Below are 12,932 nucleotides of genomic sequence, written 5' to 3' on the forward strand. Positions count from 1 at the left end.
GCCCCATATTAGTCGTGTTCCGAGGGATGGGCCGAAATGGATTATTTACCTATGTTTGCCAAGTTGGAAGGCCGCCCGGTACTGCTGGTGGGCGGGGGCGAGGTTGCCCTGCGCAAGGCGCGCCTGCTGCTGGCGGCCGGTGCCCGGCTGACCCTGGTCTCCCCGGAGCTTGAACCCGAGTTTGCAGAATTCACCGGCCGTTTCACCCATCTGGCGGAGCGTTTCACTCCGGCCCATCTGGCTGGTCAGATCCTGGTGGTGGCGGCGACCGACAACCTTGAAGTCAACGCACTGGTTTATCAGAGCGCCAACCAGCTGGGTCTGTTCGTCAATGTGGTGGATGACCCCAAGCGTTCCAGCTTTATCTTCCCCTCGATCATCGATCGCTCGCCGCTGATGGTGGCAGTCTCCAGCGGCGGCAAGGCGCCGGTACTGGTGCGCCTGCTGCGCGAGCGGCTGGAGAGCCTGCTGCCGCGCCATCTCGGCGGGCTGACCGAGCTCTCCGGCCGGGTCCGTGACAAGGCCAAGCGGGTGCTCTCATCCATTTCCGATCGCCGCCGCTTCTGGGAGCGCGCCTTTGCCTCCAACACCCTCGCCAGCCTGATAGAGAAAGAGGATTGGCAAGGGGCCGAGCAGTGGCTGAGCGATGGCCTCGACCACGCGCAGAGCGAAGTGGGCGAAGTGGTGCTGGTCGGGGCGGGCCCCGGCGATCCGGGCCTGCTGACCCTCAAGGCGCTGCAACAAATTCAACAGGCTGAAGTGGTGCTCTACGACCAGCTGGTCTCCGCCGAGATCCTCGATCTGGTGCGCCGCGATGCCACTCTGGTGTCGGTCGGCAAGAAGGCGGGTGCCCACAGCGTGCCGCAGGAGGAGACCAATCGCCTGCTGGTGGAATACGCCAAAGCGGGCAACCGGGTGGTGCGACTGAAAGGGGGCGATCCCTTTATGTTTGGCCGTGGTGGCGAGGAGCTGGAAGTGCTGGCCGATGAAGGCATCCCCTTCTCGGTGGTGCCCGGCATCACGGCTGCTGCCGGTGCCACTGCCTATGCCGGTATTCCGCTGACCCACCGTGATTATGCCCAGAGCGCCGTCTTTATCACCGGCCACTGCCAAAAAGAGGGCAAGGAGCCCGACTGGCAGCAGCTCGCCGCCACCAGTCAGACCCTGGTGATCTACATGGGGCTGATGCGCTCCGAGCATATCCAGCAGCAGCTGGTGGATCACGGCCGAAGCCAAGCCACCCCCATCGCCATCATCGAGCGCGGCACCACAGCCCGCCAGCGGGTGCTGACCGGCACTCTGGCAGATCTGGCGGAGCTGGCCAAACAGGCGGTGAGCCCGTCGCTTATCGTCATCGGCGAAGTGGTTGCCCTGCGTGAGCGGCTCGCCTGGTTTGGGGAAAAAAGCGGGGAGCAGCAGCGCGCTGACCCGGATCTCGATGGCTGCGACCTCAAGCTGGTGCAGCTGGCCTGACCCAGCAAGACATATTTGATGCGGCTGCCGGTGCGGCCGCGCACTGAACCACCCAGCGCCCCGAGCAGGCGCATTAGTAATGACCGAGGACCAACATGGACCGTGAAAGATTGACCCACTTGCAGCAACCGAACGGGGAGAGCAGCCATGCAGGTGTCTCTCGTGAAAGATTGACTCACCTGCAGCAGCTGGAAGCCGAGAGCATCCATATCATCCGCGAGGTGGCTGCCGAATTTGAAAACCCGGTGATGATGTACTCCATCGGCAAGGACTCCTCCGTCATGCTGCATCTGGCCCGCAAGGCCTTCTATCCGGGCAAGATCCCGTTCCCCTTGCTCCACGTCGATACAGACTGGAAGTTCAAGGAGATGATCAAATTCCGCGACGAGACCGCCAAGAAGTACGGGCTGGATCTCATCGTCCACAAGAACCCGGAGGGCCTCGCCATGGGTATCAACCCCTTCGTGCACGGCAGCGGCAAGCACACCGACATCATGAAGACCGAGGGGCTCAAGCAGGCGCTCAACAAATACGGCTTCGACGCCGCCTTCGGCGGTGCCCGCCGCGACGAGGAGAAGTCCCGCGCCAAGGAGCGGGTCTACTCCTTCCGCGACAAGTCTCACCGCTGGGATCCGAAGAACCAGCGTCCCGAGCTGTGGCGGGTCTACAACAGCCAGGTCAACAAGGGGGAGAGCATCCGGGTGTTCCCGCTCTCCAACTGGACCGAGCTGGATATCTGGCAATACATCTATCTGGAGAACATCGACATAGTGCCGCTCTACTTCGCGGCCATGCGCCCGGTGGTGGAGCGCAACGGCATCAAGATCATGGTGGATGACGAGCGCATGCCGCTCACCGCCGAGGATGAGGTAAAGCAGGAGCTGGTGCGTTTCCGCACCCTCGGTTGCTACCCGCTGACCGGGGCCATCGAATCCGATGCCACCACCTTGCCGGAAATTATTGAAGAGATGCTGCTCACCACCTCGAGCGAGCGGCAAGGGCGGCTGATTGACCACGATCAGGCCGGCTCCATGGAGCAGAAGAAGCGTCAGGGATATTTCTAAGGAGTCGTCAGCATGAACAGCCATATTCAGAGCGCCATCACCGAACAGGGCATCGAAGCCTATCTGCACGCCCAGCAGCACAAGAGTCTGCTGCGTTTTCTCACCTGCGGCAGCGTGGATGATGGCAAGAGCACCCTTATCGGTCGCCTGCTGCACGACTCACAGCAGATTTATGAAGATCAGCTCAAAGCGCTGGAGTCCGACAGCCAGAAGCTCGGCACCACCGGCGAGAAGCTGGACTTGGCGCTGCTGGTCGACGGTCTGCAAGCGGAGCGCGAGCAGGGCATCACCATCGACGTGGCCTACCGCTACTTCTCTACCGCCAAGCGCAAATTTATCATCTCGGATACCCCGGGCCACGAGCAGTACACCCGCAACATGGCCACCGGCGCCTCCACCTGCGATCTGGCCATCATCCTGATCGACGCCCGCAAGGGGGTACTGGATCAGACCCGTCGCCACAGCTTTATTGCGAGCCTCTTGGGTATCAAGCAGTTCGTGGTAGCGGTCAACAAGATGGATCTGGTGGAGTTCAGTCAGGAGGTGTTCGAGCGCATCAGTGCCGATTACCGCGAGTTTGCCAAAAAGCTCAGCGTCGACACCATCCATATCGTGCCGGTCTCGGCGCTGGACGGCGACAACGTGGTCAACCAAAGCGACAAGCTGGCCTGGTATCAGGGCGAAACCCTGCTCTCCTTGTTGGAGTCTGCGGAAGTTGAGCGCGAGCTGGAGCGTCATCCGGTGCGTCTGCCGGTGCAGTACGTGAACCGCCCCAACCTCGATTTTCGCGGCTTCGCGGGCACGCTCGCCTCCGGCATTCTGCGGGTGGGCGACAAGCTGGCGGTGCTGCCGTCGGGCAAGGAGAGCACGGTCACTCGTATCGTCACCTTTGACGGGGATCTGGAGTACGCCCTGCCGGGTCAGGCCATCACCGTCACCTTCGCCGACGAGATCGACATCAGCCGGGGCGACCTGCTGGTGGATGCGGCCAACCGTCCGCAAGTGACCCAGAATCTGCTGGCCCATATCGTCTGGATGGGGGAGGAGTCCCTGCAACCGGGTCGGGTCTACGACGTCAAGCTGGCCACCAAGAAGAGCCGCGGTCAGGTGGAGGCCATCCGCCACCGTATCGAGATCAACAAGCTTGACGAGTTGCCCGCAAGCGAGCTCAAGCTCAACGAGATCGGCCTGTGCGAGCTGAGCCTCACCGACCCGGTGGCGTTCGACCCGTATCAGGAGATCCGCGATACCGGCAGCTTTATCCTGATCGACCGGCTGACCAACGTCACCGTCGGCGCTGGGATGATAGTGGAAGGCTTGGCCGCCAAAGTAGCCAAAGGTCACTACAGCGAGTTCGAAATCGAGCTCAATGCGCTGGTGCGCAAGCACTTCCCCCACTGGCAGGCGCTGGCTATCGGCAACGATAGCGACAAGCAATAAGGCCCAAAGCCCTCTCCCTTGGGAGAGGGCAGGATGATGAGCGTCCCCCGTTATCTCCCCCTCTCTTGCCGTTGAGGGCAAAGAGGGGGCAGGGAGTGTTCCCTCTCCCTTTGGGAGAGGGTCAGGGTGAGGGGCGGGATTGCGCCGAAAAGAAGGAGTCAGGATGAATAACGTTGTGTGGCACTCGCATGCGGTGAACAAGGCCAGCCGGGCCGAGGCCAAGGGGCAGCGACCGCTGGTGATCTGGTTTACCGGGTTGTCGGGAGCGGGCAAATCGACCCTGGCGGGGGCGCTGGAGCAGGCGCTGGCGGCTGAGGGCAAACACACCTATCTGCTTGATGGCGACAATGTGCGCCACGGCCTGTGTGGTGATCTCGGTTTCGATGATGCCGCCCGTCAGGAGAATATCCGCCGGGTCGGCGAGGTGGCAAAACTGATGGTGGATGCGGGCCTGATCGTACTCACCGCCTTTATCTCGCCGTTTCGTGCCGAGCGGGCGCTGGTGCGAAGCCTCTTGGGGGAAGGGGAGTTTGTCGAGGTCTTTGTTGATGCGCCGCTCGCCGTCTGTGAAGAGCGCGACCCCAAAGGGCTCTACAAAAAGGCGCGGGCAGGGGAAATTCGCAATTTCACTGGTATCGACTCCGCCTATGAGGCGCCGGAGCAGCCGGAGATCCATCTGCTCAACGCCGGCAAGCCGGTCGCTGCGCTGGTGGATGAGCTGCTGACCGCCCTGCGGCAGGGGAACTACCTGTAGTTGTGGAGTTGCCCCCTCTTACACTGGGAGCCGGATTGTTATCCCGGCAACCGGGTCATCACCTGGGCAGCAACCCGTAAGCAGTAAGCAATAAATAGAGCGCAGGCGCGGGTCGCAAGGGCAAAGAGCCCTCTTTGCTCGCCTCGCCTGCCGGTCATTGGATCGGAAGAACCTATACCAAGCACCCGGCGGCCGTTAAATTGGCCACTACAGGCGCTGATGGACTGGTGGCTGCCACTATAAGCAAAAGTTGGGTCATTATCGGAAAACCCATAAATCCAGCTTATAGTGGCACCGGCAAGCCTTGAGCCACCCCAAGGCGATCGATAGCAACCCCGCAAAGGGATCTTCCGATCCTTGCTTATATCGCGGCGGGGTTATTCGCGATTGTCCGAATACGCAGTGCATTGTGGCCAGCGACGATGTCACCAACCTCAACTCTGCGTTGTGGTACACCACTTTGATATTCCCCAGCATCGCCTTTTATGCCTTGGCTGACGATGGCTGAAAAACTGCTTTATAAGCCACAATCGCGAGTTTTCCTCCTTCCTGACCCAAAGCCCTCACTGATGGTGCAATCACAATCAGTCATACCAAGGCTTGTTGAAATTGGTGGGGTTCCCAATAGCTCTTTTTTATTCCTACCTTGCGACCCCTCTCGCTGCATTGATGCGGGCCACTAATGTGTCTATAGATGCTTTCTTTTCGGGATATAACTCATCTAGAATATGAGAAAAAATTTTATAACCATCGACCACATCTGATTTTCTAACCTGATATCCTGCATGAGTACCATCATTACCCAACCACCTAATTGCATTAGCTGGCTCAACTATTTTCCGATAGTCTTCAGGTAGAGACGCAATTCTTTTTGCTAAAGATAAAAAGTTTCCTTTTTCATCAACTGATGCAACCTCCATTTCCCCTAGCAAGACTTCCAACGCTGCACGCAATGTACTTAAACTTGTACTAGGTGAGCTAAAATATGTTGAAAATGAAGTTGATAAAGCCTTTTTTACCCAATATGGAGTGTCTTTGGGTGGTACAAATATTTGAAGTGGAGGTTGAAAATATGTCACTTCAAAATTATCAAACCAATCCCATCCGCCCGAGCCATCATCTAAGTATTCTTGAGAAACATCACCTGTACCGACGCACATAACAGCACACCCACAATCTGGAATTGTGCACTTTAAATTTAGACTGAATACATACTCAATCGATTCAGGATCAAAGGCGGGATGGTTGGGATCAATTGGTACCTTGTACTGTTTCTGAAAGCCATTTTCTTGACTAACTAACGAGTTTGCCCCGCATTCTGGACAAGGCCATGTTGGGATGCTGTCATCCATAAATCTAGATAAGAATATTTTTTCATTCATCTTAAATACGTCTCAAAAATTCAGGCATAACGCAAAGTTAAATTGCTGAGTGCTGGCGCTAATTTTGGAAACCAAAATTCGTGACAGTTCGAGGTAAATTGGAACGTTTTGTTAGCTATTTTGGACAGGAACTTCAAACTCAAATTCCGTTCCAATAACAAGCCTTACAAACTGCCTTAGCTTGTTCACAACATCATCGCTGTCATCAACCAGTTCTGGTATTACGGTTTTTGCTTGCTTCATGTTATTGGTAGGATTCCATTCTTTGCGTTTATCGCCAATAGTAACAATGACGCTCTCAATTCCCCGAAGACAAATGTCAAACGTCACTTCAATATTTGAGATTCCATCAGCAACATATGCGACAGCGTAATCAAGTAATTTACCTTGTAATTTATCTACTTGAACACTGCGCCATTCATAGCTAACAGGCCCACTATTTTCGACAATTTGTGGGTAACCAGTAAGAACATAAACTTCTTTCTTCATCTTATTATCTCTATCTTGTGACATCTGGGTCACCCACCAATTTGACAACAGCGTAGCATGCTGATTGGCTTGACGGGTATCTCGTATATTGGGCTAAAAGTCGTAGGTTGGCGCTGAACGCAGTGAAGCCCAAGGTTTACCGTGAAATATATCTGCAAATTTGTTTTACCGATCGCCCCAGCCCATGTGTATCCCGCTCTGGTTGAGCTGATCATGCTTGCCTGTTGGGCTTCGTTATGCTCTGCGCCAACTTACAAAAGCAAGGCTACCGAGTATAAATATCCGAACGCTCATTTATTTTACCTAAACGAACTAACCTGGACGCAATGGAACCTTTTGTTCTTTTATGGATTCTTGATAATTCATCAATGCCTAAGCCTGAATCAAAACTATTTGCCAACATTTCATCCTCGTCTGACGTCCATGGCTTACCAGCATTTTCTGGTAAATCAGATTTACGCTTTTCAGAAATAATTGATGCTTCGAGGCTCTGTTTTGCAATAAATAAAGCTCGAATGACTTTCGGCTGGTTGAAACAGCTTTCTTCAGATAACTCTTCACCAGTTTCAGGGTTAACGCCCTCTGACAATGCTGAGATGATTTCTAAAGCCTTAATTACATCCATATTTTTCCCTTTAATGCTGAAGAACTCGTATGTTGGGCTTCGATACACTCTGTATCAACCTGCAAAAACCACGCTACCGCCCCTGAATTCCAGCCTCCAGTCTGCTGCTTCTTACCTGCGATATGGTGCTGGTCTGACTCATGGCTGATTCCTGTGAGAGGTTGCCAAGCGGCTATGTTACCGAACGGGGCTGGGGTGAAAAGCGTAAGCGGGCCATTTCCTGAGCAAGATCAACAAATTAATCAATAACGGGTGGCGATGTGCTCGTGTCAGAGCAGCGCCCATCATCGCAGGGGGAAAACGGAAGGGGAAAGCGGGAGTGTCGCCAGCTTGTTGGCGGGCATTAAAAAATCCTATGGGCCCAAAGGCCCATAGGATTTTTCTGCGGTGATTGTTTGTGTGTAGTGGTTATCTGGCTTGGCGTACCGGCACGGCGTGGGTGGCCGGTGCTTCATAGCGGCTTTGAGTCGCCGGGGCGTTTTTCTGGAACTGGCGTACCAGCCGGTCGAGGTCGTTTAACTGGCCCACCAGTTGGGTGATGCCGTGCACGGCGTGCTGGCTGCCGACACTGGAGTCATCGGCCAGGGTCTTGATGCTGAGCACGTTGCGGTTGATCTCGGCGGTCACGTGGGATTGCTCCTGCACCGCTTGGGCAATCTGGCCGCTGCCGGAGGCAACCTGCTGCAACATGTTGTTGATCTGCTGCAGGATGGCGCCGGTGGCGGATGCTTTTTGCTGGCAACTATCGGCGAGCTGGCACCCTTTCTCCATTGCTTGCTCTGCCTCGCCCGAGCTGTTTTGCAGTTCGGTGATCATCTTCTGGATCTCGCTGGTAGAGGATTGGGTCTTGATGGCCAGCGTGCGGATCTCGTCGGCAACCACCGAGAAACCGCGGCCCGCTTCGCCAGCCCGGGCAGCTTCAATCGCGGCGTTGAGGGCCAGCAGATTGGTCTGGTTGGCGATGTTGTTGATCACATCGAGGATGCCGTCGATATCGCGGCAGTGGCCGACCAGTGCGCTGATGACGGTTCTGGAGGTAGTCAGCTCGTTGTTCATGCCAACAACTGCCGTTACTGTCTCGGCCACGCTGCTATTGCCGCTCTTGAACAGCACGGCGGTCTCATCCAGCAGGCTGGAGGAGTCGCTGGAGCTTTGCGAGACCTCGCGGATTGACTCGGACATCTCGGTGATGGCGGTCGCCACCTGATTGGTTTCGGCCTGCTGTTGCTGCAGGTTGTCGGTGATGGACTCGGCGTTGCGCAGATCCCCTTCGGCGGCTTGCAGGATCTTGCCACAGGTCTGCTGGGTGCGGGCCAGCACGGCGTTGAATTCGGCCTGATTCATGATCATCGAGAGTTCGATGGCAGCGATGTTGTCCACCTTGTTGGTGTAGAGCAGTTGCATCAGTGGATTATCGAAGCGGCTGCGGGCCATCTTGTTGAGCTTGCCCAGGCGGCGGGAGAGGGCATTCAGGGTCACGGCGGCCACGGCCAGCGGGAGGGCGACCAGCGCCAGTTGCCAGTCCATCTCGTGGCTGTAACCCAGGGCAAACATGGCGAGCAGGCTCAGCAGCAGGCAGAGGTTGATGGTCAGGGTATGAGAGAAGGTGGGCAGCTTGAGTGCCAGCGGCAGCTTGTCTTTGCGCAGGTCTGCATAGACCTTCTCGGCCCGCTGTTTGATCTCCTCGCTCGGTGCGGTGCGCACCGATTGATACTCCACCACCCGACCATTGGCATCCTTGATGGGGGTGACGAATGCACTGACCCAGTAGTGGTCACCGCTCTTGCAACGATTTTTCACCGGCCCCATCCAGCTCTTCCCATCCCGGATGTGGTTCCACAGGTCGGCAAAGGCCTGTTTCGGCATATCTGGATGGCGGACCATATTGTGGTGTTGGCCGACCAGCTCATCCAGCTGGAAGCCTGCAATCTCGCAGAATTCGTCGTTGGCATAAGTGATGCGACTCTCCAGATCCGTGGTGGAAATGAGGCTCTGGTGATCCGGATAGAGGCGCTCGCGTTGGGTAACCGGTTGATTGACTCTCATGGCGTTGCTCCCGAACAGTGGTGGTTGAAGTTTGATCTACGTCAAGACTCATTGCAAAGGGTAGGCCATGAATGCCAATACTGATTTTTGTGTCATTAGCAGCGGTTTTGGCCGATATAACGCTGCCAAAGTTGCAATGTGCAACGGATTTCGGGAGAAGATCGTCCGCCTCATGCGCAATTTGCAACTCATTCTGGGCGAGCGTTTGCGTCAGCAAGTGGACGCGGGGCCGGTATCGCCCCGCAACGGGATCAGGGCAGGGGAGGGGTGGTGACGGGGGCTGTTTCAGTGGCGTGCAGCTGTACCTCGATCTGGATCCCCTGCACCAGCACGGTTTTCAGATCCTGCAGATACTCCTCCAGCGGTGACTCTTGCAGCAGCTGGGCAAGCTCGTTACCCACCGGGGTGAGCCGGTAGTAGAGCAGGGTGATGTTGTTCTGCTTGCACTGCAACCGCCAGTGCTGGTTGCCGAACTCCAGCTCGACCCCATCGGCGGGCAGTGGGCCGGACTCCAGCTCCGCGCGGTGCAGCAGCCCCAGTTCGAACAGTTGCAGCAGGGCGTTGTAGGGCAGCCGGTATTTGCCAAGGCCGAGGCGCGTCGCCTTGGCGCGGCTCAGCAAAGTGGCCCCCTTGTGCAGCCCCAGCAGCAGCCGCTGCTCGTCACTACCGGTGTAGTGGCAGGTCAGCGAACAGATGCGCTGGAACAGCAGGGCCTCGCGCTGGGTCATCTCCTTGAGGGTAGAGAGCGCCCGGATGGAGAAGCGGCCCGGCGTGGCCACCTCCAGCGCGAAGATCCGCCCCCACAGCTGCTGCATCGGCACCATGCTGATATCTTCCGCCAGGTGCAGGAAGCGGGTCAGCCAGTCGCTGTCCATCTCCCCCCCGGCCGCCGTCTCTTCGCAGTGGCGGGAGGCCATCACCATGATGGCTTCCAGATTGCGCTGGCGGGCGGCCTGATCCGCCAGATGGCGAAAGGTGGCGCGCTGTTCGAAGGTGCTGTCCGTGTTGCGGGTGAGCATGCCGTCGATGCCGCGACTGCGGGCCAGACGCAGGGTCTGCTCCTGGCTGCTCAGGATCGAACTCTCTTTCTTGGGGGGGGGTAGATCGGCCATGCTGGCTCCATTAGCACAGGTTCAGGAGGTGAATGTTACTCCAACTGTGATCCCAAGATAACAAAGCGGCCTCCGTGGAGGCCGCTTTTTTTCAGCATGTCAGGGTTACTCTTCGTAGACGGTGATTTCGGCCGCATCCATGGCGTAGGAGGCGGAGGCCATCTCATGGCTGGAGCTGACGGTATGCATCTTGCCTTTCACCCAGATGGCGTCCCACAGGTCATCTACCGGCGCGCCCTTGGGGAAGCTCACATAGATCACCTGATTGGTGGGGGGCGGCGGCACATGGATACAGGCGCCAAAGTAGGGCACCAGCAGGAAGGCGGTGATCTTCTTGGCATCCCCCTCCAGCGGCACCACGAAGCCCGGAATGCGCACATCCTGGTTGTCCAGCTTCTTGTTCACGCCGCCCACCGGCTGCGGCACGGAGGCGAGATTACCCTCGTGGTTGATTTGAGGCGGAGGTAACAGCTTTTCCCCCTCCGGGATCAACAGTTCCCAGTCGATGGTTTTGTAATCGGCAGCCATGGCGGGCAGCACCAGCAGGCTGGCCAGCAGCGCCACTATTTTCCACTTCATCATCTGTCCTTCTATCGGTATATAGGGCGTCTTGCTAGACGCGAATGCTCATGCCATCGCTCAGGCTGTAGCGATAGGCTCTGGCAGCCGGGAGCAGGCCGATCACCATGCCTGCCAGCCATACCACCCCCAACAACTGCCACTCGTAGGTGCTCGGCAGCCCCAGACTCAGTTGCAGGCCATAGTGGCTGAGCAACCAGGGTGTGGCAAGCCCCTGCCCCAGATAGAGCACGGCGACCCCGAGGGCGATGCCGACCGTGGTCAGCGCCATTGCCTCCAGTGCCAGCAGCAGGAAGAGGTGGGAGGGACCCGCGCCGAGGGAGCGCAGGATGGCGAGTTCGCGGCGTCGTTCGTTGAGCCCCGCCAGCAAGGTGGTCAGCATGCCGATCAGACCCGCCACCACCACGAAACCGGCGATGACCGAGAGGGCGGTTTCCGCCACGCTCATCAGGCTCCACAACTCCTGCAGCGCGGCGCCGGGCAGGATCGCCATCAGCGGCTCTTTGGCATAGGTGTTGACGCTGCGCTGCAACTGGAACGCCAGAATCCGGTTGCTCAACCCCACCATAAAGGCGGTGATGGTTTTCGGGGTGAGATCCTGTGCCAGCGCCTGCTCCGGTGTCACGTTCTTGCTGTGACGACCGGTGTCCCAGCCCAGATGGATCGCCTCGATTCCCGCCAGCGGGACATGGATGGTGCGATCGATGGGGGTGCCGGTCGGCGCCAGTATTCCCACCACCTTGAACGGCATGTTGTCGTGCTGGCTGAACGAGGTGTTGCCAGCGCCGTGGGCGATAACGATGGCTTGATCGATCCGATAGCCCAGCTTCTCGGCCACCTGAGCGCCGAGCACCGCTTCAAACGGCGTCCCGAATGGCCGACCCTCGCGCAGTTTCAGCGACTGCTGTTGGCCGTACTTCAGGTGAGTGAAGTAGTCGCCATTGGTGCCGAGCACCCGAAATCCCTTGTGGGAGTCACCGAGGGAGAGGGGGATGGTCCAGGCAACACCGGGCTGCTGTTTGATGGCCTGATAGGAGTCCCACCCCACGTTGTTGGTGGGGTTGCCGATGCGAAACACCGAGTAGAGCAGCAGGTTCACCTGACCGGAGCGGGCGCCAACGATGAGATCGGTACCCGAGACGGTGTTGGAGAAGCTTTCGCGGGCCTGGGTGCGCACCCGCTCAACTCCGAGCAGCAGGGTGACGCTGATGGCGACAGCCAACAGGGTGAGCCCGGCGGTGAGCCGACGGGCCCAGAGACTTTGCAGGGCGAGTTTTAGCATGAGACTCTCCGGTTGAGCTGTTGCAGATTTTCGACCCGTGGGAACAGGGGTTCGAGATAGGGGTCATGGCTGACGAAGATCAGGGTCGAGCCCTGCTTCTCGCACTCTTCGAACAACAGCTTGATAAAGGCCGCCCGGTTGTCGGTATCGAGGGCTGAGGTGGGCTCGTCGGCGATCACCAGTGGCGGCGAGCCGATCAGCGCCCGTGCGGCAGCAACCCGCTGCTGCTGGCCGATGCTGAGGGCATGAACGGGGCGGTGCAGCGCTTCATCCGGCAGTTGCAGCTCCGCCAGCAGACGGCGCGCCTCCTGCTCCGGACTGCCCTGCAGGCGGGCCCGCTTGTCGGGGGAGAAGGTGAGGGCAGCGGTGACGTTGTCCTGCACCGAGAGAAATGGCAGCAGATTGAACTGCTGGAAGATATAACCCAGATTGGCCGCCCGGAAGTGGTCACGGGCGCGGCCAGAGAGCCGGGCCAACGGTTGGCCCAGCACCTCCAGGGTGCCGTGGTTGGCGGTCTGGATCCCGGCGAGCAACCCGAGCAGGGTCGATTTGCCGGAGCCCGATGGCCCCTTGATAAAGACCCGCTCACCCTCGTTGATGGTGAGGGCGGGCAGATCGAGTACAGCGTCACCACCTGGCCAGGCAAAGGCCAGATCTCGGATTTCAACCACGGCTTTTTTCATGGC

General features: G+C 58.0%; 13 protein-coding genes. 5 read left to right on the forward strand and 8 right to left on the reverse strand.

What is annotated here, in order from left to right; genetic code table 11:
- The first annotated feature begins 36 nt into the window (after positions 1-36).
- The 4 genes from cysG to cysC all read left to right on the forward strand — a co-directional run bounded on the left by cysG (position 37) and on the right by cysC (position 4,731).
- A complete protein-coding gene (cysG, locus tag LD28_RS0115300) occupies positions 37-1,473 on the forward strand; it encodes a siroheme synthase CysG (protein WP_033137806.1) in 1,437 nt (478 codons plus the stop codon).
- Positions 1,474-1,568: 95 nt separating this feature from the next.
- Positions 1,569-2,537, forward strand: coding sequence for a sulfate adenylyltransferase subunit CysD (cysD, locus tag LD28_RS0115305; protein WP_050514344.1), 969 nt, complete (start codon positions 1,569-1,571; stop codon positions 2,535-2,537).
- A 12-nt stretch (positions 2,538-2,549) separates the two neighbouring features.
- A complete protein-coding gene (gene cysN, locus LD28_RS0115310; protein ID WP_033137807.1) occupies positions 2,550-3,977 on the forward strand; it encodes a sulfate adenylyltransferase subunit CysN in 1,428 nt (475 codons plus the stop codon).
- A gap of 163 nt (positions 3,978-4,140) precedes the next feature.
- Positions 4,141-4,731: an adenylyl-sulfate kinase gene (gene cysC / locus LD28_RS0115315; protein WP_033137808.1), complete on the forward strand. Its 591-nt coding sequence runs from the start codon at positions 4,141-4,143 to the stop codon at positions 4,729-4,731.
- A 641-nt stretch (positions 4,732-5,372) separates the two neighbouring features.
- Here the strand turns inward: cysC and LD28_RS22550 are convergent.
- The 4 genes from LD28_RS22550 to LD28_RS0115325 all read right to left on the reverse strand — a co-directional run bounded on the left by LD28_RS22550 (position 5,373) and on the right by LD28_RS0115325 (position 9,273).
- Complete coding sequence (locus LD28_RS22550) at positions 5,373-6,113, reverse strand: DUF4145 domain-containing protein (RefSeq protein ID WP_206538767.1); 741 nt, start codon at positions 6,111-6,113, stop codon at positions 5,373-5,375.
- Positions 6,114-6,224: 111 nt separating this feature from the next.
- Positions 6,225-6,602, reverse strand: coding sequence for a hypothetical protein (locus LD28_RS0115320; RefSeq protein WP_033137809.1), 378 nt, complete (start codon positions 6,600-6,602; stop codon positions 6,225-6,227).
- 265 nt (positions 6,603-6,867) lie between these two features.
- The gene (locus LD28_RS23140) at positions 6,868-7,227 is read right to left on the reverse strand and encodes a hypothetical protein (protein WP_156120260.1); all 360 of its coding nucleotides are present in this window, start codon (positions 7,225-7,227) and stop codon (positions 6,868-6,870) included.
- Positions 7,228-7,635: 408 nt separating this feature from the next.
- A complete protein-coding gene (locus LD28_RS0115325; RefSeq protein ID WP_033137810.1) occupies positions 7,636-9,273 on the reverse strand; it encodes a methyl-accepting chemotaxis protein in 1,638 nt (545 codons plus the stop codon).
- Positions 9,274-9,340: 67 nt separating this feature from the next.
- On the opposite strand from LD28_RS0115325, the gene LD28_RS23460 reads away from it, so the two are divergent.
- Complete coding sequence (locus tag LD28_RS23460) at positions 9,341-9,547, forward strand: hypothetical protein (RefSeq protein ID WP_033137811.1); 207 nt, start codon at positions 9,341-9,343, stop codon at positions 9,545-9,547.
- Here LD28_RS23460 and LD28_RS0115335 read toward each other — a convergent pair.
- From LD28_RS0115335 to LD28_RS0115350, 4 genes are all read right to left on the reverse strand, one after another.
- Positions 9,525-10,385, reverse strand: a complete 861-nt coding sequence (locus tag LD28_RS0115335) for a TIGR03899 family protein (RefSeq protein WP_033137812.1) — start codon at positions 10,383-10,385, stop codon at positions 9,525-9,527. The two genes, LD28_RS23460 and LD28_RS0115335, sit on opposite strands and share 23 nt — an antisense overlap.
- Positions 10,386-10,490: 105 nt before the next feature.
- Positions 10,491-10,967: a DUF3299 domain-containing protein gene (locus tag LD28_RS0115340; RefSeq protein WP_033137813.1), complete on the reverse strand. Its 477-nt coding sequence runs from the start codon at positions 10,965-10,967 to the stop codon at positions 10,491-10,493.
- Between the two features lie 31 nt (positions 10,968-10,998).
- Complete coding sequence (locus tag LD28_RS0115345) at positions 10,999-12,246, reverse strand: ABC transporter permease (protein WP_033137814.1); 1,248 nt, start codon at positions 12,244-12,246, stop codon at positions 10,999-11,001.
- Positions 12,240-12,929, reverse strand: coding sequence for an ABC transporter ATP-binding protein (locus LD28_RS0115350; protein ID WP_033137815.1), 690 nt, complete (start codon positions 12,927-12,929; stop codon positions 12,240-12,242). The genes LD28_RS0115345 and LD28_RS0115350 overlap by 7 nt, the downstream gene beginning before the upstream one ends.
- Between the last annotated feature and the right edge of the window lie 3 nt (positions 12,930-12,932).

Origin of the sequence: Aeromonas finlandensis, assembly GCF_000764645.1 — a bacterium.
GTDB classification, from domain to species: Bacteria; Pseudomonadota; Gammaproteobacteria; order Enterobacterales; family Aeromonadaceae; genus Aeromonas; species Aeromonas finlandensis.